At 70.7% G+C, this 21,438-nt stretch carries 20 protein-coding genes; 15 read left to right on the top strand and 5 right to left on the bottom strand.

Annotated features, from left to right (window positions below; translation table 11 throughout):
• Positions 1 to 5: 5 nt before the first annotated feature.
• The 9 genes from Leucomu_RS10945 (at position 6) to Leucomu_RS10910 (ending at position 8,573) form a co-directional block, all read left to right on the top strand.
• Positions 6 to 1,595, top strand: a complete 1,590-nt coding sequence (locus tag Leucomu_RS10945; RefSeq protein ID WP_128387248.1) for an amidohydrolase — start codon at positions 6 to 8, stop codon at positions 1,593 to 1,595.
• A gap of 72 nt (positions 1,596 to 1,667) precedes the next feature.
• Entirely contained in the window at positions 1,668 to 1,838 is a 171-nt protein-coding gene (locus tag Leucomu_RS15535) for a hypothetical protein (RefSeq protein WP_228407078.1), read from the top strand.
• Positions 1,835 to 2,629: an ABC transporter substrate-binding protein gene (locus tag Leucomu_RS10940; RefSeq protein ID WP_228407077.1), complete on the top strand. Its 795-nt coding sequence runs from the start codon at positions 1,835 to 1,837 to the stop codon at positions 2,627 to 2,629. Before Leucomu_RS15535 ends, Leucomu_RS10940 begins: the two co-directional genes overlap by 4 nt.
• Positions 2,630 to 2,682: 53 nt before the next feature.
• Positions 2,683 to 3,648 (top strand): amino acid ABC transporter permease, encoded by a 966-nt coding sequence (locus tag Leucomu_RS10935; protein ID WP_128387247.1) that lies wholly within the window; start codon positions 2,683 to 2,685, stop codon positions 3,646 to 3,648.
• Positions 3,645 to 4,409, top strand: coding sequence for an amino acid ABC transporter ATP-binding protein (locus tag Leucomu_RS10930; protein WP_128387246.1), 765 nt, complete (start codon positions 3,645 to 3,647; stop codon positions 4,407 to 4,409). Before Leucomu_RS10935 ends, Leucomu_RS10930 begins: the two co-directional genes overlap by 4 nt.
• Positions 4,406 to 5,167, top strand: a complete 762-nt coding sequence (gene cuyB / locus Leucomu_RS10925; protein WP_128387245.1) for a cysteate racemase — start codon at positions 4,406 to 4,408, stop codon at positions 5,165 to 5,167. Before Leucomu_RS10930 ends, cuyB begins: the two co-directional genes overlap by 4 nt.
• The gene (locus tag Leucomu_RS10920; protein WP_128387244.1) at positions 5,164 to 6,204 is read left to right on the top strand and encodes a P1 family peptidase; all 1,041 of its coding nucleotides are present in this window, start codon (positions 5,164 to 5,166) and stop codon (positions 6,202 to 6,204) included. Before cuyB ends, Leucomu_RS10920 begins: the two co-directional genes overlap by 4 nt.
• A 280-nt stretch (positions 6,205 to 6,484) precedes the next feature.
• Positions 6,485 to 7,474, top strand: coding sequence for a GGDEF domain-containing protein (locus Leucomu_RS10915; RefSeq protein WP_164884542.1), 990 nt, complete (start codon positions 6,485 to 6,487; stop codon positions 7,472 to 7,474).
• Between the two features lie 97 nt (positions 7,475 to 7,571).
• Positions 7,572 to 8,573 carry an IS481 family transposase gene (locus Leucomu_RS10910; RefSeq protein WP_128387242.1) on the top strand — a complete coding sequence of 334 codons (1,002 nt, stop codon included), beginning with the start codon at positions 7,572 to 7,574 and terminating at the stop codon, positions 8,571 to 8,573.
• A 75-nt stretch (positions 8,574 to 8,648) separates the two neighbouring features.
• On the opposite strand, the gene Leucomu_RS10905 is transcribed toward Leucomu_RS10910, so the two are convergent.
• From Leucomu_RS10905 to Leucomu_RS10895, 3 genes are read right to left on the bottom strand one after another with little or no spacing between them, the layout of a single operon-like run.
• Complete coding sequence (locus Leucomu_RS10905; protein WP_128387241.1) at positions 8,649 to 11,018, bottom strand: ATP-binding cassette domain-containing protein; 2,370 nt, start codon at positions 11,016 to 11,018, stop codon at positions 8,649 to 8,651.
• A 38-nt stretch (positions 11,019 to 11,056) separates the two neighbouring features.
• The gene (locus tag Leucomu_RS10900) at positions 11,057 to 11,836 is read right to left on the bottom strand and encodes a response regulator transcription factor (protein ID WP_128387240.1); all 780 of its coding nucleotides are present in this window, start codon (positions 11,834 to 11,836) and stop codon (positions 11,057 to 11,059) included.
• Positions 11,833 to 13,089: a sensor histidine kinase gene (locus Leucomu_RS10895; protein ID WP_017883409.1), complete on the bottom strand. Its 1,257-nt coding sequence runs from the start codon at positions 13,087 to 13,089 to the stop codon at positions 11,833 to 11,835. The genes Leucomu_RS10900 and Leucomu_RS10895 overlap by 4 nt, the downstream gene beginning before the upstream one ends.
• A gap of 145 nt (positions 13,090 to 13,234) precedes the next feature.
• Here Leucomu_RS10895 and Leucomu_RS10890 point away from each other — a divergent pair, with 145 nt between their 5' ends.
• Genes Leucomu_RS10890 through Leucomu_RS10875 form a run of 4 tightly spaced genes read left to right on the top strand, consistent with a single transcriptional unit; the run spans position 13,235 to position 17,384 of the window.
• Complete coding sequence (locus Leucomu_RS10890; RefSeq protein ID WP_017883408.1) at positions 13,235 to 14,260, top strand: tripartite tricarboxylate transporter substrate binding protein; 1,026 nt, start codon at positions 13,235 to 13,237, stop codon at positions 14,258 to 14,260.
• Positions 14,257 to 14,871 (top strand): tripartite tricarboxylate transporter TctB family protein, encoded by a 615-nt coding sequence (locus Leucomu_RS10885; protein ID WP_017883407.1) that lies wholly within the window; start codon positions 14,257 to 14,259, stop codon positions 14,869 to 14,871. The genes Leucomu_RS10890 and Leucomu_RS10885 overlap by 4 nt, the downstream gene beginning before the upstream one ends.
• Before the next feature lies 1 nt (position 14,872).
• The gene (locus tag Leucomu_RS10880) at positions 14,873 to 16,393 is read left to right on the top strand and encodes a tripartite tricarboxylate transporter permease (RefSeq protein WP_017883406.1); all 1,521 of its coding nucleotides are present in this window, start codon (positions 14,873 to 14,875) and stop codon (positions 16,391 to 16,393) included.
• A 19-nt stretch (positions 16,394 to 16,412) separates the two neighbouring features.
• Positions 16,413 to 17,384, top strand: coding sequence for a CPBP family intramembrane glutamic endopeptidase (locus Leucomu_RS10875; RefSeq protein WP_128387239.1), 972 nt, complete (start codon positions 16,413 to 16,415; stop codon positions 17,382 to 17,384).
• A gap of 127 nt (positions 17,385 to 17,511) precedes the next feature.
• On the opposite strand, the gene aroQ is transcribed toward Leucomu_RS10875, so the two are convergent.
• Positions 17,512 to 17,952, bottom strand: a complete 441-nt coding sequence (aroQ, locus tag Leucomu_RS10870; protein ID WP_031289793.1) for a type II 3-dehydroquinate dehydratase — start codon at positions 17,950 to 17,952, stop codon at positions 17,512 to 17,514.
• A 125-nt stretch (positions 17,953 to 18,077) separates the two neighbouring features.
• On the opposite strand from aroQ, the gene trmB reads away from it, so the two are divergent.
• Both trmB and Leucomu_RS10860 read left to right on the top strand, forming a co-directional pair.
• Positions 18,078 to 18,824 carry a tRNA (guanosine(46)-N7)-methyltransferase TrmB gene (trmB, locus tag Leucomu_RS10865; protein WP_017883403.1) on the top strand — a complete coding sequence of 249 codons (747 nt, stop codon included), beginning with the start codon at positions 18,078 to 18,080 and terminating at the stop codon, positions 18,822 to 18,824.
• Between the two features lie 30 nt (positions 18,825 to 18,854).
• Positions 18,855 to 20,369 carry an MFS transporter gene (locus Leucomu_RS10860; RefSeq protein WP_128387238.1) on the top strand — a complete coding sequence of 505 codons (1,515 nt, stop codon included), beginning with the start codon at positions 18,855 to 18,857 and terminating at the stop codon, positions 20,367 to 20,369.
• Between the two features lie 492 nt (positions 20,370 to 20,861).
• On the opposite strand, the gene Leucomu_RS10855 is transcribed toward Leucomu_RS10860, so the two are convergent.
• Positions 20,862 to 21,275 carry a rhodanese-like domain-containing protein gene (locus tag Leucomu_RS10855; protein ID WP_194294548.1) on the bottom strand — a complete coding sequence of 138 codons (414 nt, stop codon included), beginning with the start codon at positions 21,273 to 21,275 and terminating at the stop codon, positions 20,862 to 20,864.
• Positions 21,276 to 21,438 lie beyond the last annotated feature (163 nt).

Here is a 21,438-nt window from a genome sequence, read left to right as displayed (position 1 = left end):
TACTGATGGTTTCCACGCTGTTCCTGCACGGGGCGATCCGCTCGCTCGAGTCCGAGACCGCGGTGCACGAGGCGATGCTCGTGGAGGACGGTCGCATCGTCGCTCTCGGCTCCGAGGGCGAACTGCGCGGAATCGCGCCCGCCGGCACCGAGACCGTCGAACTCGACGGGGGCGTCGTGCTGCCGGGCTTCCACGACGCCCACTTCCACATCGGCAACCTCGCCCGAGAGCTCGAGGCGCCCGACCTCCGCGGCGCGGCCTCGCTCGGCGAGACCCTCGACCGGCTGCGAGCCTGGGCCGACGCCCACCCGGGCGACGGATGGGTGCTCGGCGGCCGCTGGGACCGCAATCTCTGGCCCGCCGGCGAGATGCCGACCCGCCAGGCGCTCGACGCGCTCTTCGGTTCCCGCCCCGTGTCCCTGCCGAGCGTCGACGGCCACGCGGTCTGGGCGAACACGGCCGGCCTGCGCGTCGCCGGCATCGACGCCGGCACCCCCGACCCGGTCGGCGGCCGCATCGAGCGCGAACCCGGCTCGCAGGAGCCGACCGGCCTGCTGCTCGAGGCCGCGGGCGACGACATCCGCGACCGCTCCGAGGCCGCGCTCGTCGGCGAGCTGCACCGCCTCCTCGCGCGGGCCCAGCAGACGCTCCTCGCCTGCGGCATCACCCAGATCACCAACTTCGAGGGCGAAGACGTGCGCGCCGGGCTCGAACGACTACGGGCCGACGGGTGCCTCGCGATCCGCGTGCACGTCGGGGTCGCGATGGGCGACCTCGACCTCGCGATCGCCGAGGGCCGGCGCACCGGCCGCGGCGACGACTGGCTCACCGACGGTCCAGTCAAACTCTTCTCGGACGGCGCGCTCGGATCCCACACCGCGCATCTGCACGAGGACTTCGCGGGAGAGCCCGGCAACCACGGCATCGAAGTCATCCCCTTCGACGAGCTCTGCGAACTCGTCGAGCGGGCCGTGAGCCACGGCATCGCCGTCGCCACCCACGCGATCGGCGACCGGGCCAACACCCTCGTGCTCGACGCCTACGAGCGCCACCGCGAACTCACGGCCGCCGCCGGCCTCACCAATCGCGTCGAGCACGCCCAGCACCTGCGCTGGCAGGACGTGCCCCGCTTCGCCGAGCTCGGCGTCGTCGCCTCCCAGCAGCCGATCCACTGCACGAGCGACTTCCCGCTGAGCGTCGAACTGCTCGGAGACCGCGACATCGCGCACTACCCGTGGCGATCGCTGCTCGACTCGGGCGCGCTCGTCGCCTTCGGCTCGGACGCCCCGGTCGAACCGGCGAACCCGCTCTACGGGGTGCACGCCGCGGTGACCCGCCAGAACCGCGAGGGCATGCCGCCCGGCGGGCGCGAGCCCGAACAGCGGATCGCGCTGCTCGACGCGCTGCGCGCCTTCACCGAGGGCGGCGCCCGCGCCGCCGGCCTCGCCGATCGTGTCGGTCGGCTCGCCCCGGGCCTCCTCGCCGACTTCGTCGTGCTCGACCGCGACATCTTCGCGGTCGAACCCCACGAGATCCCGGATCTCACCGTGCGCACCACCGTCGTCGGCGGCCGGGTCGTCTACCGGGCCGACTGAACGGCTGCACCGCACCAGGATCCACGCCGCGCACGGGGAAGTGCGCACCCCAACCCACGAATGGAGAACCAGATGAAGAACAGCACGCGAGCACTGCAGCTCTCGGGAGCGATCGTCGCGAGCTTCGCCCTGCTCGGGCTGACCGCCTGCGGCGGGCAGTCCCTCAGCGACACCGGCAGCGGCGACGCCGCGGGCGAGGTCGAGTTCATGGCAGTACCCGACGAGGAGAGGCCAAAGATGTGATCGAGGGCATCGAGCCCTCCGCGGAGGCCGCCGCGCTGCTGCCCGACGAGTTCAAGGGTAAGGGCCTGCGCTGGGTCACCTCGGTCGGCTACCCGCCCATGGAGGAGTGGGCGAGCGACGGCGAGGGCATCATCGGCGTCGACCCCGCCATCGGCCACGCGATCTCGCGCACCCTCGGCGTCTCCATGACGATCGAGGATCAGGAGTTCAACTCGATGATCCCGGGCCTCATCTCGAAGCGCTACGACGTGCTCGCCAGCTCGATGACCGACAACGCCGAGCGCCGCGAGACCACCACCTTCATCAACTACGTGAGCGCGGGCAATGCGTTCCTCGTCTCCACCGGCAACCCCGAGTCGATCGAGACGCCCTCCGATCTCTGCGGCAAGATCATCGCCGTGGTCGACTCCGGCTCGTCGGCGCTGCTCGCCGAGGAGTTCTCGGCCGAGTGCGAGGCCGACGGCAAGGCGCCCTACGAGATCCTCGCCTTCGGCGGCGATTCCGAGGCCAATCTCGCCGTGCAGAGCGGCCGCGCCGTCGCCACCATCGGTGACTACCCGGTCGCCGCGGCTCGCGCGGCCGACCCCGAGAACAAGATGGATGCCATCGAGATCGAGGGCGGCGAGAGCCTGTGGGGCCTCGGCGTCGACAACTCCAACGAGGAGCTCGCGAAGGCCATCCAGGCGGCGCTGCAGGAGCTCATCGACAACGGCACCTACCTCGAGATCCTCGAGGCCTGGAGCGTCGAGGGCATGGCCGTCGAAGAGGCCACCATCAACGGCGGCGCCTGAGCCCCGACGCGGACACCGCACACGAGAACGTAGCAACCGAGAGGAGCACCGCGATGAGCGGCACTCGAAAAGAACCCTTCCTGGGGCCGGGCGGCGCGGCCGTCGAGATCGCCCCCAGGCTGCACGTGAGCCGATGGGTGGTGGGGGCCGTCGCGGTCGCCGCCGTGCTCTGGGCCATGTCCATCGTCGTGTTCAACGAGAACATCCGGTGGAACCGCGTGTGGGAGTACCTCTTCTCCCCGAGGATCCTCGAGGGCGTGGTTGTCACCATCTGGGTGAGCATCGCGGCCACGATCCTCGGCCTCGTGCTCGGTGTGGTGCTCGCGGTGATGAAGCTGTCGAAGAACCCGGTGCTGCGGTGGATCGCGGAGGGCTACATCTGGTTCTTCCGCGGCACCCCGGTGCTCGTGCAGCTCATCTTCTGGTTCAACCTGGCGTTCCTGCTGCCCTACATCACCCTGCAGGTGCCGTTCACCCAGATCGGCATGCGCTGGGACACGAACCAGCTCATCAGCGGGTCGGTGGCGGCGCTGCTCGGCCTCGGTCTCAACCTCGCGGCATACTTCGCCGAGACGGTGCGCGCCGGCATCCAGGCCGTCGACCGCGGCCAGCGCGAGGCCGCGCTCGCGGGCGGCATGACGCAGCGCCAGACCATGCGGCTCATCGTGCTGCCGCAGGCGCTGCGCATCATCATCCCGCCGACGGGCAACGAGTTCATCTCGATGCTCAAGACCACCTCGCTGATCGTGGTCGTCGCGGGCAACGACCTCATGACCAACGCGAGCCGCATCTACAAGCAGAACAACCTCATCATCGAGCTGCTCATCGTGGCGAGCCTCTGGTACATGCTCATGACAGCGATCGCCACCTACCTGCAGTCGCTGCTCGAGAAGCGCTTCGGCGAGGATCGGGTGCGGCTCGTGCGCGGGCCGGGGTTCAGCCAGCAGCTGATCCGCGCGGCCACGGGAGCGATCACCCTGCCCAGGGGCAAGAAGGCGGAGAAGGAGGCGGCGCGATGAGCGAGCTGTTGGTGGATGCGCGCGGAGTGCGCAAGTCGTTCGGCGAGAACGAGGTGCTGCGGGGCGTCGACTTCGAGGTGCGGCCCGGCGAGGTCAGCTGCATCATCGGACCCTCGGGATCCGGTAAATCGACCTTCCTGCGCACGATCAACGCGCTGGAGACGATCGACTCCGGCAGCCTCGTGGTGCGGGGCGAGCAAGTCGGCTACGAGCTGCGCGGCGGCAAGTACCACGAGTGGTCCGACCCGCAGCTGGCGAAGTTCCGGTCCGGGATCGGCATGGTGTTCCAGCGCTTCAACCTGTACGGCCACTTCGACGCGATCGAGAACGTGGCCGCGAGCCTGATCCACGTGAAGCGGATGTCGAGGGCCGACGCCCACGCGCGCGCCGAGCAGGAGCTCACCGGCGTGGGGCTCGCGGATCACATGCACAAGAAGCCGCACCAGCTCTCGGGCGGACAGCAGCAGCGCGTCGCCATCGCCCGCGCGCTGGCGATGGACCCCGAGCTCATCCTCTTCGACGAGCCGACGAGCGCGCTCGACCCCGAGCTCGTCGACGAGGTGCTCGAGACCATGCGACAGCTCGCCGACGGCGGCATGACGATGATCGTGGTCACGCACGAGATCGGCTTCGCCCGGGAGGTGGGCGACACGCTCAGCTTCTTCGACGAGGGCAGGGTGCTCGAGCACGGCACCCCCGAGAGCGTGCTCTCCGGCAGCGACTCGCAGCGGATCCGGGGCTTCCTGGATCTGGTCCGATGAGCGAGCTGCGCGCCGACCAGCGCGCGGTGATCGGGGTGCTGGGCGGCATGGGGCCGGCCGCGACGGCCGACTTCTACGCGAAGATCGTGCAGGCCACACCGGCCCAGCGGGATCAGGACCACCCGCGCACGCTCATCTGGTCGGACCCGTCGATCCCGGACCGCACGGGGGCGCTCATCGGGAGTGGCCCCCACCCGGGCCCGCAGCTCGCGGCGGGCGCGCGCATGCTCGAGCGCTCGGGCGCCGCCGTGATCGCCGTGCCCTGCAACACCGCGCACGCCTTCCTGCCCGAGATCCGCGCCGCCGTCCAGGTGCCCGTGCTCGACATGGTGCTCGAGACGCGGGACCGGGTGCTCGAGATGCTCGCCCCGGGCGGGCGGGCGGGCCTGCTCGCCACCCACGGCACCATTCGGGCCAGACTCTACGAGCAGGCCTTCGCCCAGCGCGGCGAACCCCTGCTCGCGCCCTCGGGCGAGCAGCAGGAGCGGGTCATGGAGGCGATCCGGCAGGTGAAGGGCGACCCCGAGAGCGCGGCGGCGGCGCAGACGCTGTGCTCGGCGGTGGCCGACCTGGCCGAGCGCGGGGCCGGCGTCGTGATCGCGGGATGCACCGAGATACCGGTCGCGCTCGCGGGGGCGGTGGGGCTCGCGGTGCCGGTCGTCGACTCGACCGAGGTGCTCGCGCAGGCCGTGGTGCGGTGGGCCCTGAGCCACTCGGGCAGGGAACAGGACGAGGAGACCGAACGATGGAGCGCATGACCGCGCAGGAGAGACCCCGGCTCGACGAGCTCGGGATCGGCGCCGGCAAGTACGCCCGCGGGGCGATCAACGCCATCACCGACGTGCCCGGCGTGCGCGTGGGCCACGCGACGATCTCCGACGGGCACTACAACACGGGTGTCACCGCGATCGTGCCCGACCAGCTCACACCCGAGCGGCGCTCGTTGCCCGCGGCGCTCGCCGTGGGCAACGGCTACGGCAAGATCGTGGGCGCCACGCAGCTGCAGGAGCTCGGCGCGATCGAGACCCCCGTTCTGCTGACGAGCACGCTCTCGGCGTTCCGGGTGGCCGACGCGCTCGTGGCGCAGCTGCTCGCGCAACCGGGCCACGAGCAGACGACCACGATCAACCCGGTCGTCGGCGAGACGAACGACGGCGCGCTCTCGGCGATCCGGGATCGCCCGGTGGGGCCCGAGCAGGTCGCCGAGGCGCTCGCCTCGGCCGCCGGCGGCCCCGTCGCCGAAGGCTGCGTCGGCGCGGGCACCGGCACCACCGCGCTCGGCTTCAAGGGCGGCATCGGCACGTCGTCGCGGCTCGCCCCCGTGGCCGACGCCGAGTACACGGTCGGCGCGATCGTGCAGAGCAACTTCACGGGCCTGCTGCGGATCGCCGGCGTGCCGATGCCGGCGGCCGAGATGCTGCCCGAGCCGTCGGCCGAGACCATCGGCAACTCGTGCATGATCGTCGTCGCGACCGACGCGCCGCTCGATTCGCGGCAGCTCGCCCGCGTCGCCCGCCGGGCCGTCTACGCGATGCGCGGCGTCGGGGCCGACTTCGACCAGGGCAGCGGCGACTACGCGATCTCGTTCTCCACCGCCGAGCGCGGCGCGGCGCCCCGCGATGAGGATCTCTCACCGCTCTTCCACGCCACGATGCTCGCGGTCGAGGAGGCGCTCATCAACTCGGTGCTGCGGGCGACCACCCGACGCGGGCCCGAGGGTCGCGTCGGGCACGAGATCCCGGTCGACGAGGTGCGACGGCGGCTCGCGGCGGCGGGCACGAGCGAGCTCGAGTAGAGCCGTCGGCGCCGTGTCCCGGGCGAGGGGCGCTCCCGAATGCTCGGGAGCGCCCCTCGCGCTGAGCGCGCCTCCGAGCCCGGCGGCGACCGCGCCTCCCGCCCGCGAGTGTTCCCGGAATACGAGGTATCGGAGCCGGAGGAGAGCGGGTAGAGTCGCGGGTGACGCACCGCTTCGTCGGCCCCTCCCGATCCGCGCGGACGCCCGATGCGCGGCCGAGCGAAAGACGCGTTCATCTCCTAGAATGGAGATGTTATACACGTGTCTCAAAGGTGTGGAGGTGGGTACGATCAGCAGGGCGGAAGACCTGCTCGCGTGGGTGCGCGAGCGCAGCACGATGTACTCGGTGGCGACAGCCGCCCTCTGCGCCGTCTTCACGGTGCTGCTCTGCTCCGATCTGTTCCTCGAGGGCGGCCCGCGACTCGGTTACCCGATCATCGTCACGCTCATGATCCTCTCGGCCGTCGCGGCCCTCGGGTTCCTGGTGCTCGGCGATCGCTTCGGGTTCTGGCCCGCCCTCGTGATCGTCACCGCCAACGGCGTGATGATGGTGCTCGACTTCACGCTGCTGCGCGTGCCGACCAACACCATCGGATCGGTCATCCAGATGCCGGTGCTCGCGCTCTACCTCGGCATCTTCCTGCGCCCCGCCGCCGCGAGGATCATCGAGGCGGGCGTGCTGATCGCGGTGCTCACCGCCGCGGTGCTCGGGCACACGGGCACCGACGTCTTCTACGGCGGCAGAAACCTGATCAAGATCCTGCTCTTCGTCTGGCTCTGCCTCGAAGCCGGCATCTACGCCCAGAAACGCTTCAAACGCGAGACGCACGTCGACATCCTCACCGGGCTGCTGAACCGGCAGGGCCTCGTCGACCGCGCCTACGCCGAACGGGCGCGCGCCACCCGCGCCGAGCGGCCGACCAGCGTCGCGATGATCGACCTCGACCGCTTCAAGCAGGTCAACGACACCCGCGGGCACAGCGCCGGCGACCACGTGCTGCGCGATCTCGCGGGCCAGTGGCGCGCGCAGCTGCGCGAGAGCGACGTCATCGCCCGGCTCGGCGGCGACGAGTTCGTGCTCGTGCTGCCCGACACCGACGTCGAGACCGGGCAGCGGGTCATGGAACGGCTCAACAAGCACAGCTCGCACCCGTGGTCGTGGGGGCTCGTCGAGTGGCAACCCGACGAGAAGCTGTCCCACGTGGTGGCGAACGCCGACCGCGAGATGTACCGCGACAAGGCCACGCGCCGCGAACCCGCCGACCGCTAGGTGTAGTTCCTTGGGACGTTGTGAACGCGTAGCAGACTAAAGAAGACCTCCGGCAGGATGTGGGTTACCACACACACGTCCTCAACCGGAGGTCTTCATGCCCCACGCTAACGCACCCCTCACCCCTATCGGCAGACAACGTCTCGCAGTATTGATTGTCGATCAGGGATGGACCATCCGCCGTGCCGCGGAACGGTTCCAAGTGTCACCCGCGACCGCTGCAAAATGGGCTGCGAGATACCGGGCCGATGACACCCTCCAGGATCGTTCCTCACGCCCGCACACCTCACCCAATCGCCTCTCGAAACGACGCGAGCATCGCATCATCAGTCTGCGTTTCACCCGTCAGTGGGGGCCGCATCGCATTAGTTACCACCTCGGTATCCCGCGTTCCACGATCGAGCGGGTCTTGAACCGATATCGAATGCCGCATCTGGCCCATCTTGACCGCGCGACCGGTCTTCCCGTGAGGAAGCCTCGCATCATGAGGTACGAGAAACAGATCCCGGGAGAGCTCGTGCACGTTGATATCAAGAAACTCGGCCGTATTCCCACTGGGGGCGGATGGCGTGTGCACGGACGCGGATCCGCGCAAGATCGTCAAGCGGGCAGTGCTCGTGACCGTGCGGCACGTACTGGCGCAGCATCCTCGCGCGGCTACGCGTTCTTACATCACGCGGTCGATGATTACTCGCGATTGGCGTACTCCGAGATACTGAACGATGAAAAGAAAGAGACCGCGGCAGCGTTTTGGGATCGGGCGCGTAAGTTCTTCACCCAGGCTGGAATCGTGGTGACCGCTGTCATGACAGACAACGGGTCTTGTTACCGATCCCACGCGTTCGCGAGCGCGCTCGGCCCCGGAGTCAAGCATCATCGCACGCGCCCGTATCGGCCACAGACGAACGGGAAAGTCGAACGTTTCAACCGCACGCTCGCAGCAGAGTGGGCGTACGCCGGCATGTATGAGAGTGATGCAGCCAGGGCCGCAACATACGACGCTTGGCTGCATCACTACAATCATCACCGACCCCATACCGGGATCGGTGGTCTCACACCGTCAGATCGTGTTCACAACCTCACGAGGAACTACAGCTAGCGGGCTACCCCTCGCCGCGCTCCGTGGGCTGCCGCCGTGGGCGGCACGAGCCGCTGTGAGAACGCTGGCGCGTTCTCACGACGCGGCTACATACTGCGCGAGGTGCTCGCCGGTGAGGGTCGAGCGGGCGTCGACGAGGTCGCGGGGCGATCCCTCGAACACGATCGTGCCGCCCTGCTGACCCGCGCCCGGGCCGATATCGATGATCCAGTCGGCGTGGGCCATGACTGCCTGATGGTGCTCGATGACGATCACGCTCTTGCCGGCGTCGACCAGGCGGTCGAGCAACCCGAGCAGCTGCTCGACGTCTGCGAGGTGCAGGCCGGTCGTGGGCTCGTCGAGCACGTACACGTCGGCGTCCTCGATCATGTGGATCGCGAGCTTGAGCCGCTGCCGCTCGCCGCCCGACAGCGTCGAGAGGGCCTGACCGAGCTTGATGTAGCCGATCCCCACGTCGACGAGGCGCTCGAGGATCTTGGCCGCCTTCGGGATCTTCGACTCGGGCGACGAGAAGAACGCGAGCGCCTCGGCCATCGACAGATCGAGCACGTCGGCGATGCTCTTGCCGCCGAGCGTGTACTGCAGCACCTTGGCGTCGTAGCGCTTGCCGTCGCACACCTGGCACACGCTCTCCATCGTGGCCATCATGCCGAGGTCGGTGTAGATGATGCCCGCCCCCTTGCACTCGGGGCACGCCCCCTCGGAGTTCGCGCTGAAGAGCGCCGGCTTCACGCCGTTCGCCTTCGCGAACGCGGTGCGCACCGGATCGAGGAGGCCGGTGTACGTGGCGGGGTTCGAGCGGCGCGAGCCCTTGATAGCGCCCTGGTCGACCGCGACGACCCCCTCGCGGTTCGAGACGTAGCCGTGGATGAGCGAGCTCTTGCCCGAGCCCGCGACCCCCGTGATCGCGCACAGCACGCCGAGGGGCACGTCGACGTCGACTCCCCGCAGATTGTGCCGGTCGGCCCCGCGCACCTCGACGGAGCCCGCGGGACTGCGCACGCTCTGCTTGAGTCTCGCGCGGTCGTCGAGGTGCTTTCCGGTAAGGGTGCCGGAGGCCCGCAGGGCGTCGACGGTGCCCTCGAAGCAGATCTCGCCGCCGCTCGTGCCGGCCCGCGGGCCGAGGTCGACCACGTGGTCGGCGATCGCGATCATCTCGGGCTTGTGCTCGACCACGAGCACGGTGTTGCCCTTGTCGCGCAGCTTGAGCAGCAGCTGGTTCATGCGCTGGATGTCGTGCGGGTGCAGACCGACGGAGGGCTCGTCGAAGACGTAGGTGGCGTCGGTGATGGGGGAGCCGAGATGGCGGATCATCTTGGTGCGCTGCGACTCGCCACCGGAGAGGGTGCCCGTGGGGCGATCGAGGCTCAGGTAGCCGAGCCCGATCTGCACGAAGGAGTCGAGCGTGTCGCAGAGCTTCTCGACGAGAGGCGCCATGCCCTGATCTTCGATGCCCCGCACCCACTCGGCCAGGTCGGAGATCTGCATGGCGCAGACGTCGGCGATCGAGCGCCCGTCGATCTTCGACGAGCGGGCGGTCTCGTTGAGGCGGGTGCCGCCGCAGGCGGCGCAGGCGTGGAACACGATCGCGCGATCGACGAAGGCGCGGATGTGCGGCTGCATCGCCTCGCGATCCTTCGACAGCATCGACTTCTGGATGCGGGGGATCAGGCCCTCGTAGGTGAGGTTCGTGCCCTCGACCTTGATCTTCGTGGGCTCTTTGTAGAGCAGGTCGTCGAGCTGCTGCTCGGTGAAGTCGCGGATCGGCGTGTCCATCGGCAGCAGCGCCGAGAACAGGCGCCCGTACCAGCCGTCCATGCTGTACCCCGGCACCTTCAGCGCCCCGCCCGCCAGGGTCTCGTCGGCGTCGTAGAGCTCGGCGAGGTCGAAGTCGCTCACCGAGCCGCGGCCCTCGCAGGTGGCGCACATGCCGCCCAGGATCTCGAAGCTGCGGCGCTCCTTCACTTTCTTGCCGCCCTTCTCGAGCGTGACGGCGCCGGCGCCGCTCACCGAGGCGACGTTGAACGAGAACGCGTTGGGCGAGCCGATGCGCGGCTGCCCGAGGCGGGAGAAGACGATGCGCAGCATCGCGTTCACGTCGGTGGCCGTGCCGACCGTCGACCGCGGGTTCGCGCCCATGCGCTCCTGATCGACGATGATCGCCGTGGTCAGCCCCTCGAGCACGTCGACGTTGGGTCGCGACTGCGAGGGCATGAACCCCTGCACGAAGGCGCTGTAGGTCTCGTTGATCAAGCGCTGCGACTCCGCGGCGATGGTGCTGAAGACGAGCGAGCTCTTGCCCGAGCCCGAGACCCCGGTGAAGACGGTGAGTCTGCGCTTCGGCAGTTCGACGCTCACGTTCTTCAGATTGTGCTCGCGGGCTCCCCTCACCCGGATGCGGTCGTGGCTGTCTGCGGGGTGTGCCGCGGTCTGCTGGTCGCTCATGGGGACAGGGTAGCGCGCGCCTCGGACATCGGGCTTCTTCATTCCTGATCGGCGCCGGGCGAGGGCACGAGGCGGTAGAGCACCTCGGGTCTGCCGCGCCTGCCGTAGCGGTGCGCGAGGTCGATGGCGCCCTCGGCGACGAGGTGATCGAGATACCGTCGCGCGGTGGCCCGCGACACCGAGCACCGCTCCGAGAGCTCGGCCGCCGAGAGGGGTGCGATTGGGTCGAGCGCCTCCACGATGCGGGCGAGCGTCACCTCCGAGAGCCCCTTCGGCAGCCGTGACGGGTGCGGGGCGCTCCGCTCCGCTGCGGGCGCCGACGGGCGAGCGGCGGGGCGGGGCGCCGTGCCTGGCACGCGGATCCGGCCCGTCGAGAGCAGCCGGTCGATCTCCCCCTGGGCGAGGGGCCGATCCCGCTCGTTCCGCTCTCGCGCCCGCCGCTCGGCGCGGTACACGCGCAGCCGATCGCGCAGCGCCTCCTGCGTGAACGGCTTCACGAGGTAGCCGACCACGTGGGCGGCGAGTGCCTGCCGCACGGTGACCTGGTCGCGGGACGAGCTGATCACGAGCACGTCGGGGGAGCGCACGCCGAGCGTGCGCAGCCGGTGCAGCACCTCGACGCCGCTGATGTCGGGCAGCCGCATGTCCAGCAGGATCAGGTCGATGCCGCCGCGGCGGCCCCGCAGCACCGCGGCGTCGCCGGTGCCGGCGGTGCCGGCCAGAGAGAAGCCCGGGGTGCCCGATACGAAGCGGCCGTGCAGCGACCGCGCCCCCGGGTCGTCGTCCACCACCAGCACGCGGATCGTCTCGTCGGTCATCGCCCCATCTCCATCTCGAACGAGAAGCGCGCCCCGCCCCACCGCGACCGGCCGACCTCGATCGATCCGCCCCGGGCGACGACCGCGCGGCGCACGAGATCGAGCCCCACGCCGCGACCGACGCCCGCCGGGTCCGGCTTCGACGAGAAGCCCCGGCCGAAGATCCGCTCGGCCTCCCGGAAGTCGACGCCCGGCCCGTCGTCCTCCACCGCGCCCAGCAGACGGCCGCCGCGCTGCGCGAGCGCGCAGCGCACCCGCGACGCACCCGCCTCGCCCGAGTTGCGGCACAGGTTCGCGATCACGAGCAGCGCGTCGCGGTCGATCTCGTCGGTCACGTCGATCTGGGTCTCGAGGCGCGCCCCGAGGGCCCCGAGCTCGGCGCGCAGGGCCTCCGCCGTGGCGCGCAGCAGCGGCTGCCCCGGCAGCACCTCGTCGTCGGTGCCGCCCGCCAGCACGGGCGCGGCCCCCTCGATGTAGTCGAGCGCCTCCCGCGTGTCGCCGTGCGAGACGAGCCCGTGGATGACGTGCAGCCGCGTGTGGAACTCGTGCGTCTGCTCCCGCAGCGCCGCCGCCGTGCGGCTCACGCGCTCGTGCTCGCGCGCGGCCTCGTCGAGGCGGCGGAAGCGGCGCTCGAGCGCCGCGGCGAGCAGCGAGCTCGCGAGCGTGCCCAGCACGACCGCGCCGAGCGCCCACGGCAGCAGCAGCCCGAGCGCCTCGTCGCGCTCCGCCGAGATGTGCGACTCGAGTATGCCGACCGAGAGGGTGCCGGTCACGCCGCCGTCATCGTCGTGCACCGGCACCTTCGCGCGCAGCGTGGGGCCGAGCGTTCCGGTCTCGGTGCCGAGGAACTCCTCACCGGCGAGCACCGCCGAGTTGTCGGTGGAGACCCTCCTGCCGCGCTCGTCGGGGGTGGGGTGCGTGACGCGGATGCCCTCGGTATCGGTGATCACCACGTAGTCGACGCCCGCGGCGTGCTCGACGACGTCGGCGAGCGGCTGCAGCTCGGCTGCGGCGAGCGCGCGCAGCTCGGCGCTGCCCACGCCCGCCGTCGGCCGCAGCGCGTCGCGCACCTGGCTCAACCCGGCCAGGGTGGTCGCCACCTCCCGCACCCGCTCGCCCGTCGCGGTGCGCACGCTGCGCTCCTGCACGGAGATCGCGATCGAGGTCGTGAGGCCCACCGAGAGCAGCACGATGAGGCTCGGCAGCAGCAGGATCGCGAGGCGCATCGCGAGCGGTCTGATCCGGATCGCCACCGCTCCCCCCCTCCGCACGGCCACACTGCCGAGTCGTGAGCATCAAAGAGCACAAACCCCTGCCGCGAGGGTGCTCCGGCCTGCTTCTCTGTACATTCTAGTAATCGCGGTCAGAGACAACGGAGTCGCCACGAAGGAGTGAACAATGACGGCAGTATCGACGGAGCCCGAACGGCAACCGTCCTCGCGCAGACGGTCCGGGTGGATCGCGCGGCTGATCGGAGGGGCGATCGCGGTCGCCGCGATCGGCGTCGCCTCGTCCGGCTCGATCAGCTCGGCGGCGCTCGGATCCGACATCCGCAACTCGATGACGATCATCGCGCCCGCCGCCGCGGGCGGCGGATGGGACGGCGTCGCCCGCGAGATGCAGCAGGGCATGAAGGCCAACGGCATCGTCAACAATGTGCAGGTGGTCAACATGCCCGGCGCGGGCGGCACGATCGCGCTCGGCAACCTCTCGGTGCTCTCGGGACAGCCGAACAACATCCTCGTCGGCGGCACCGGCCTGCTCGCCGCGACCATCCAGTTCGACTCGGCCGCGACCCTCGACGACGTGACGCCGCTCGCCACGATCGTCGAGGAGTACGATGTGATCGTCGTGCCCGCCGACTCCCCGTACGAGACCCTCGACGACCTGGTCGAGGCCTGGCGCGACGATCCGAAGGCCCTCCCCTGGTCGGGCGGAGGTTCCTTCGACCAGCTCGTCGTCACCGACCTCGCGCTCGCCGCCGGCGTCCACCCGATCGACGTCACCTACATCCCCTCCGACGGCGGCGGCGAGGCCATCCAGGCCATGCTCAACGGCACCGTCTCGGCGGCGGCGGGCGGCTACCCCGACAACATCGATCAGATCGAGTCGGGTCGGCTGCGCGCACTCGCCCTCGTGGCGCCGGAGCGTGTGGACGGCATCGACATCCCGACCGCGGCCGAGCAGGGCTACGACATCAGCCTCACTAACTGGCGCTCCCTCTCGGCCCCCGCCGGGCTGAGCGGTGAGGATCGCGAGGCGCTCGTCGAACTGGTGCTCGAGACGCTCGACACCCCCGAGTGGGCCGACGCGATGACCCGCTACCACTGGACCGAGAAGGTGCTCACGGGCGACGAACTCGACGCGTTCCTCGTCGAGGAGCACGAGCGCATCGCGCAGCTGTACGAGGAGATGGACCAATGACGCATTCGAACAACCCCACCGCGGTCTCGGCGGTCGTGGGAGAGGAGCTCGAGCTCGGCAGGGCGAATCCCGACGCCGCGCTGCTCAAGCAGCTCATCATGCCGGCGATCCTGCTCGCCTTCGCCACCTACCTGCTCGTCGGCATCCTCACGATGCGCGTGCCCGAGGGCGTCGTCTTCCCCGGGCCGCAGTTCTTCCCGGCGATCATCGCGGGCGGCCTGTATCTGTTCGCGGTGCTGCTGATCGTACGCGCCCTGCGCGAGCGCGCCGAGGCCTTCGCCGGGCTCGAGCGCTCGGCCGCCGAGATCGAGCTGCTCACCGACGAGGAGATCGCGGCGCTCGACGACGGCGGGGCGAAGCGCGTGGGCGTCGACTGGGGGTCGCTCGCCTGGATCGTCGCCTCGTTCATCGGCTTCGCGCTGCTGCTGCCGGTGCTCGGCTGGGTCGTCGCTGCGGCCCTGCTCTTCTGGTGCGTCGCGTGGGCGTTCGGGTCGCGGCGCCCCGTCTTCAACCTCGTCGTCGGCCTGACGGCGAGCTCGATCGCCTACATCGCATTCGACATGCTGCTCGGCCTCACCCTGCCGTCCGGCGTTCTCGGCTGGGGGTTCTGACATGGATACGCTGCAACTGCTCGCCGAGGGCTTCGCCGGGGCCCTGACCTGGCAGAACCTGCTCTGGGTGGTCATCGGCTGCCTGCTCGGCACCGCCGTCGGAGTGATGCCCGGACTCGGTTCGTCGATGGCGGTCGCCCTGCTGCTGCCCGTCACCTTCGCGCTCGAACCGACCGCCGCCTTCATCATGTTCTCGGGCGTCTACTTCGGCGGCCTCTTCGGCGACTCCACCATGAGCATCCTCATGAACATGCCGGGTCAGGCCTCGGCCATCGCCTCCACGTTCGAGGGGCACAAGATGGCGCTCGACGGCAGAGCCGCCCAGGCGCTCGCCACGGCCGCGATCGGCGCGTTCACCGGCGGCTTCATCGCCTCCATCGTGGTCGTCTTCATGGCGCCCGCGCTCGCCGACTTCTCGACCCAGTTCGGGCCCGCCGAGTTCTTCGCGCTGGCGCTCTTCGCCTTCGTCGCGACCTCGTCGGTGGTCACCGACAACCCCGTGAAGGGTCTCTCGTCGCTGTTCATCGGGCTCGGGATCGCAGTGATCGGCGTCGACGGCATCTCGGGCGCGCCGCGCTTCACGATGGACTCGCCCAACCTGTTCGACGGCGTCTCGCTCGTCACGGTGACCGTCGCGATCCTCGCACTCGGCGAGGTCATCTACGTGGCGTGCCTCGAACGGCACATCGGCGGCGGCAAGCTCATCAAGCCCAAGGGCCGCCCCTGGCTCTCGGGCCGCGAGTTCCGCGAAGCGATGCCCGCCTGGCTGCGCGGCACCGCGATCGGCCTGCCGTTCGGCGTCGTGCCGGCCGGCGGATCCGAGATCCCCACCTTCCTCGCCTTCGGCCTCGAGAAGAAGCTCGACGCGCGCCGCAAGAACCCGCAGTTCGGCAAGGGAGCGATCCGCGGCCTCGCCGCCCCCGAGGCCGCCGGCAACTCCACGACCGGCATGGCGATGGGCGCCCTGCTCGCACTCGGCCTGCCGATCTCGGCGACCGCGGCGATCATGCTCGCCGCCTTCCGCCAGTACGGGCTGCAGCCCGGCCCGCTGCTCTTCGAGCGCTCGTCCGAGCTGGTGTGGGCGCTGCTCGCGAGCTTCTTCATCGCGATGATCGTGCTGCTGATCCTCAACCTGCCCTTCGCGATGGTCTGGGCGAAGCTGCTGCTGATCCCGAGGCCCTACCTGTACGCGGGCATCACGATGGTCTGCGCGCTCGGCATCTACGCCACCTCGGGCAAGACCTTCGACCTCATGCTGCTGCTCGCGGTCGGCCTCGTCGGATTCGTGATGCGGGCCGTCGACTTCCCGCTCGCGCCGCTCATCATCGGCATGGTGCTCGGCCCCCTCGCCGAGACCAGCCTGCGCGACGCTGCGATGAGCGCCAACGGAGACTTCTCGGTGCTCGTGCAGGGGGCGATCCCGATCACGCTCTACGCGCTGCTGCTGCTCGTGATCGCGTTCGCGGTGCGCGGCAAGGTGGTCGAGCGGCGGCGCGCGAAGGCGCTCGCCCGGGTGGGCTGAGGGCGCTAGTCTGAGTGGCATGCGAAGCGCGACGGTCGGAGCCGGGGTGAGACCCGGGCCGGCCGTCGCGGCCGTGCTGACGGTGCTCGCGGCGCCCGCCTTCTTCGTGGCCGAACTGCCGCTGCTCGGGATCGCGCTGCTCGCGGGCGGCCTGCTCGTCGCGTGGGCGGTGTCGCGGGGCGGGGCGGGGGCCGTGCCTGTGGCGGGGGCCGCGTCTCGGGCGGGAGTCGGAGCCGGGCCGGTGGCCGGTTCCGGGGCGACGGCCGCTCCTGCCGGGCCGGCGTTCCCCGCGGGCGACGGACGGGGATCCGGCTCCGCAGCCCGCCCGCCGAACCTGCTGCGCGATCTCTCGCTGATCGCGATCGGGCTCCTGATCGTGCGCACGATCCCGCTCGCCGCCGAGCTCGACGACTGGTCGATGGTGAAGTTCACCCTCGCGCTGGGCGGGGCGGTCGCGGTGCCGTACGCGATCTCGCGGTGGGTGTACCGGGACCGCGCCACGGCGTTCCCCTGGAGAGGCGGAGGGCGCTGGGGGCGGATCCACTGGAGCTGGCTGATCGCGGTGCTGGTGCTGGGCTGGCTGATCCTGCCCTGGTACTTCATCAGCTCGGGCGTCTACCTCAACTGGCCCGAGGTCGACGATGCCGATCTCATCGCCAGGCTCTTCATCGGCGTCGGGGCCGTGGGCATCTGGGACGAGCTCTTCTTCATCTGCACCGTGTTCACGGTGCTGCTGCGGCACTTCCCACCGTGGCTCGCGAACGTGCTGCAGGCGATCGTGTTCGTGTCGTTCCTGTGGGAGCTCGGGTACCGCTCGTGGGGGCCGGCGCTCACCGTGCCGTTCGCGCTGGTGCAGGGCTGGATCTACCTGCGCACGCACTCGCTCGCCTACGTGGTAACCGTGCACCTGCTGTTCGACGCGGTGGTGTTCGCGGTGCTCGTGCACGCCCACAACCCGCACCTGTTCGACGTGTTCGTGACGGTGCCGTAGCGGGTCGCGGGCGCCTCTCCCCGTCGAGCCGGCCTGTTCGTATCGAGTCGGCCTACGATTCACGCGAATTTCGGGCCGGCTCGATACGAACAGGCCGACTCGATCCCGCGTATGGGGCGGACGCGGATCAACCCGCGGTGAGCGCCGCCAGGCGGCGCACCGCGAACTCGTAGCCCTGCACCCCGCAGCCCACGATCACGCACTGCGCGACGCCCGAGATGTAGGAGTGGTTGCGGAACTCCTCGCGAGCGTGCACGTTCGAGATGTGCACCTCGGCGACCGGCAGCGCGACCGCCGACAGGGCGTCGCGCAGCGCCACCGACGTGTGCGTGAAGGCGCCGGGGTTGATGACGATCGCGGCGCAGTCCTCGCGGGCGGCGTGGATCGCGTCGATGAGCACACCCTCGTGGTTGCTCTGCAGCGCCCGCACTTCGAAACCGAAGTCGGAGGCCACGCGCGACACGAGCGCCTCGACGTCGGCGAGCGTCTCGTCGCCGTAGATCTCGGGCTCGCGCGTGCCGAGCAGGTTGAGGCTCGGGCCGTTCACCAGGAGAAGTCGTCTGGTCATGGTGCGTTCCCTCCGCGTCGACGTGTGCACCCATGGTACCGCCGGGGTGTTTCGAACGCGTGTCGATCCTCGCCCCCCCCGCGGCGCCTCGGCGCCTCCCGGGGGCGGTGGGCTACCGTAGACGGGTGAACGACCAGCAGCCCCTGCCTCACAAGAGCTTCGACCCCACCACCTTCCGCGACAAGCCCGTCTCGTTCGTGCGCCGCAGCGGCCGCATGACGCCGTCGCAGGTGCGCGCCTGGGACGAGCACCGCGCCAAGTACGTGCTCGACATCCCGCACGGCGCCGCGGCGACGAGCGTCGCCGACGGCGTGACGGGAGATCCCGAGCAGATCTTCGGGCGGCGGGCGCCGCTCGTGGTCGAGATCGGTTCGGGCCAGGGACACGCGATCCTGCACGCCGCCGAAACCCGTCGCGACACCGACTTCCTCGCGATCGAGGTGTTCCGCGCGGGCCTCGCTCGCACCATGATCCGCGCCGAGCTCGCCGCGCTCGACAACCTGCGCCTCGCCGAGGTCAACGCCCCCGAGCTGCTCGAGAAGTACCTGCCCGAGGGCTCGGTCGACGAGATCTGGGTGTTCTTCCCCGATCCCTGGAAGAAGGAGCGCCACAAGAAGCGGCGCCTCGTGAGCGCCGACTTCGCCCGCATCGCGCACCGGGCGCTGCGGCCGGGCGGGGTGCTGCGCCTCGCGACCGACTGGGAGGACTACGCCGAGCAGATGCGCGACGTGCTCGACGCGGCGCCGGGCTTCGAACGCGACTTCGCGGGGGAGTGGTCGGATCGCTTCGACGGGCGCGTGCTCACCGCCTTCGAGCAGAAGGGCGCCGAGAAGGGGCGCGAGATCCGCGATCTCGCCTATCGGCGCGCGTGAATGTCGGGGGTCGCCTCTAACATGTGAACCATGAGCGAATCAGGCCCCTCCCTCTCGCAGCGTCTCGACGCCCTGCCCTTCACCCGCAAGCACGGCCGCGTGCTCACGGGGTCCGGGCTCGGCTGGGCGCTCGACGCCATGGACGTGGGCCTCATCTCGTTCATCATCGCCGCACTCGTCGAGCACTGGGGCATCTCGAAGGGCGAGAGCGGGCTCATCGCCTCGGTCGGGTTCCTGGGCATGGCGATCGGCGCGAGCCTCGGCGGCCTGCTCGCCGACCGCCTCGGCCGCCGACAGGTGTTCGCGATCACGCTGCTCGTCTACGGCGCGGCGACGGGCGCCAGCGCCCTCGTGGGCGGCATCGCGCTGCTGCTCGTGCTGCGCTTCTTCGTGGGCCTCGGCCTCGGCGCCGAGCTGCCGGTCGCGTCGACCTACGTGAGCGAGTTCGCGCCCGCGCGCATTCGCGGCAGGCTGATCGTGATCCTCGAGGCGTTCTGGGCCGTGGGCTGGACCGCCGCGGCGCTGATCGGCTACTTCGTGGTGCCGGCGTCCGAGAACGGGTGGCGCTGGGCGTTCGCGCTGGGGGCGATCCCGGCCGCGTACGCGCTCGTGGTGCGCTGGGGGCTGCCCGAGTCGCCGAGGTGGCTGGCCGGGCGCGGGCGCACCGCCGAGGCCGAGCGCATCGTCGAGCAGTTCGAGGCCTCGGCGCGATCCGGGCGAGCGGCTCGCCCTGGGACGACGGATCCCGCGGAGCCGGCACCCCTCGCCGAGCCTGCGGCCGAGACGGAAGCGGCGGCCGAGACCGGTGCGGCGGCAGCGCCTTCGGTCGAGGCGGCTCGGGATCGCGCCTCGCTCGCCCAGCACGCCGATGTCCCCGATTCCACCGCCTCGAGCCCCGGCGCTGCGGGCCGCCTCGCGCCCGCGGCGGCGCAGCGGCTCGGCTTCGGCGCCCGGGTCGGCGCGCTCTGGTCGGCCGAGTTCCGGCTGCGCACCGCCTCGATCTGGCTGGTCTGGTTCTGCGTGAACTTCGCCTACTACGGAGCGTTCATCTGGATCCCGAGCATCCTCGTCGACGCCGGCTTCGACCTCGTGCGCTCGTTCGGCTTCACGCTGATCATCACGCTCGCGCAGCTGCCCGGCTACGCGGTCGCGGCGTGGCTCATCGAGGTGTGGGGGCGCAGGCTCACCCTGTCGCTGTTCCTGATGGGGTCGGCCGTGTCGGCGGTGATGTTCGGAACCGTGCACGCCGAGGGAGCGATCATCGCTTCGGGCATGGCGCTCTCGTTCTTCAACCTCGGGGCGTGGGGCGCGCTCTACGCCGTCACACCCGAGATCTACCCGACGTCGCTGCGCGGCACCGGCGCCGGGTGGGCGGCCGGGGTGGGGCGGATCGCCTCCATCGTCGCCCCGCTGCTCGTGCCGATCATGCTCGTCGCCGGGGGAGCGGGGCTCACCTTCGCGGTGTTCGCCGTGTTCTTCGTGGTCGCGGCGGGCGCGGCGTGGGGGCTCGTCGACCGGCGCGGTCAGGCGCTCGACGACCGCTAGGGCACCGAAGCTCCGTCGCCGGGTCGTCGAGCCGTCGGGTTGCTGGGCCGTCGGGTCGCTGGGTCGCCGAGCCGCCGGGCCGTCGCTCTGTTGGGCCGCGGAGTCGCCGGGTCGCGGGGCCGCCGGGCTGCCGAGCCGCCGGGCTGGGCTGCCGAGCCGCCGGTCATCAGGGGGTCGCCGGGGTCCTGATCCGGAGCCCCGCGCGCACGCAACAGCACCGATCGACGCTCGCGCACCCCGAATCGGAGAGTCGAGGTGCGCGAGCGTCGATCGGTGCTGGAGGAGCGGAGGCCGGGTGTCAGCGCGGGCAGCGGCAACGCTCGGCGGCGGGCACCCCGGCCAGAGCTTGCTCGACGTGCTCGCCGCAGCCCACCCAGGTCGGCTTCTCGCAGTTCTGGCAGCTCACTCGCTGGCACATGGCGGTTCTCCTTCGGTCGGGGCTCCGCGGTCGCGGATCGCAGCTTCCATTGTGGGGGCTGCCGCCGCGATGCGCTATTCGGCGACGATCGGCAGACCGGTCGCGGCCGAGGCCTGCTCGACCGAGCCGAGGTTCGTGACGCTCGTGAACCCGGCCCGTTCCAGCAGGGCGACGGCCTGGCCGGAGCGGTTGCCCGAGCGGCAGTAGACGAGGTACTCGGCGTCGGGGTCGAGGCTCGGGATCGCGGCCTGCACCTCGCCGCCGGCGAAGTCGATCAATCGGGCGCCGTCGAGGTGGCCGGTCGCGAATTCCTCGGGCGTGCGCACGTCGAGCAGCATAGTGTCGGCGCTGAGCTCGACGGGACCACCAGGCTCTGCGGCGGCCGGTGCGCACGCGGTCAGTCCGACGGTCAGGGCGGCGGCCGCGCAGGGCAGGGCGATGAGCGGCCGGGCGGCGCGCAGGGTGTGCAGGAGGGTGCTGCGGGACATGGGGTTCCTTTCGGCGGGTGGGCGGGCGGCAGATAGGCAGGTAGGCGGACAGGGGGCGGGATAGCGGTCGCGAACAGCCGAGCAGCGGTCGTGCGCAGCCGGAGGCGGAAGGCGGGGCGCCGCGTCGAGAACGGCGCCCGCCAAGGTTGGAGCCCCTCGGGCG

The sequence above is a fragment of the Leucobacter muris genome (assembly GCF_004028235.1).
Taxonomy (GTDB): domain Bacteria; phylum Actinomycetota; class Actinomycetes; order Actinomycetales; family Microbacteriaceae; genus Leucobacter; species Leucobacter muris.
This window is presented reverse-complemented; position numbering and strand designations above follow the sequence as displayed.

Bases quoted from the DNA above. Each gene is read 5' to 3' on its own strand.
- Leucomu_RS10945 (WP_128387248.1), top strand. From the start codon at position 6: ATGGTTTCCACGCTGTTCCTGCACGGGGCGATCCGCTCGCTCGAGTCC.
- Leucomu_RS15535 (WP_228407078.1), top strand. From the start codon at position 1,668: ATGAAGAACAGCACGCGAGCACTGCAGCTCTCGGGAGCGATCGTCGCG.
- Leucomu_RS10935 (WP_128387247.1), top strand. From the start codon at position 2,683: ATGAGCGGCACTCGAAAAGAACCCTTCCTGGGGCCGGGCGGCGCGGCC.
- Leucomu_RS10930 (WP_128387246.1), top strand. From the start codon at position 3,645: ATGAGCGAGCTGTTGGTGGATGCGCGCGGAGTGCGCAAGTCGTTCGGC.
- cuyB (WP_128387245.1), top strand. From the start codon at position 4,406: ATGAGCGAGCTGCGCGCCGACCAGCGCGCGGTGATCGGGGTGCTGGGC.
- Leucomu_RS10920 (WP_128387244.1), top strand. From the start codon at position 5,164: ATGACCGCGCAGGAGAGACCCCGGCTCGACGAGCTCGGGATCGGCGCC.
- Leucomu_RS10910 (WP_128387242.1), top strand. From the start codon at position 7,572: ATGCCCCACGCTAACGCACCCCTCACCCCTATCGGCAGACAACGTCTC.
- Leucomu_RS10905 (WP_128387241.1), bottom strand. From the start codon at position 11,018: ATGAGCGACCAGCAGACCGCGGCACACCCCGCAGACAGCCACGACCGC.
- Leucomu_RS10900 (WP_128387240.1), bottom strand. From the start codon at position 11,836: ATGACCGACGAGACGATCCGCGTGCTGGTGGTGGACGACGACCCGGGG.
- Leucomu_RS10890 (WP_017883408.1), top strand. From the start codon at position 13,235: ATGACGGCAGTATCGACGGAGCCCGAACGGCAACCGTCCTCGCGCAGA.
- Leucomu_RS10885 (WP_017883407.1), top strand. From the start codon at position 14,257: ATGACGCATTCGAACAACCCCACCGCGGTCTCGGCGGTCGTGGGAGAG.
- Leucomu_RS10880 (WP_017883406.1), top strand. From the start codon at position 14,873: ATGGATACGCTGCAACTGCTCGCCGAGGGCTTCGCCGGGGCCCTGACC.
- Leucomu_RS10875 (WP_128387239.1), top strand. From the start codon at position 16,413: ATGCGAAGCGCGACGGTCGGAGCCGGGGTGAGACCCGGGCCGGCCGTC.
- aroQ (WP_031289793.1), bottom strand. From the start codon at position 17,952: ATGACCAGACGACTTCTCCTGGTGAACGGCCCGAGCCTCAACCTGCTC.
- Leucomu_RS10860 (WP_128387238.1), top strand. From the start codon at position 18,855: ATGAGCGAATCAGGCCCCTCCCTCTCGCAGCGTCTCGACGCCCTGCCC.
- Leucomu_RS10855 (WP_194294548.1), bottom strand. From the start codon at position 21,275: ATGTCCCGCAGCACCCTCCTGCACACCCTGCGCGCCGCCCGGCCGCTC.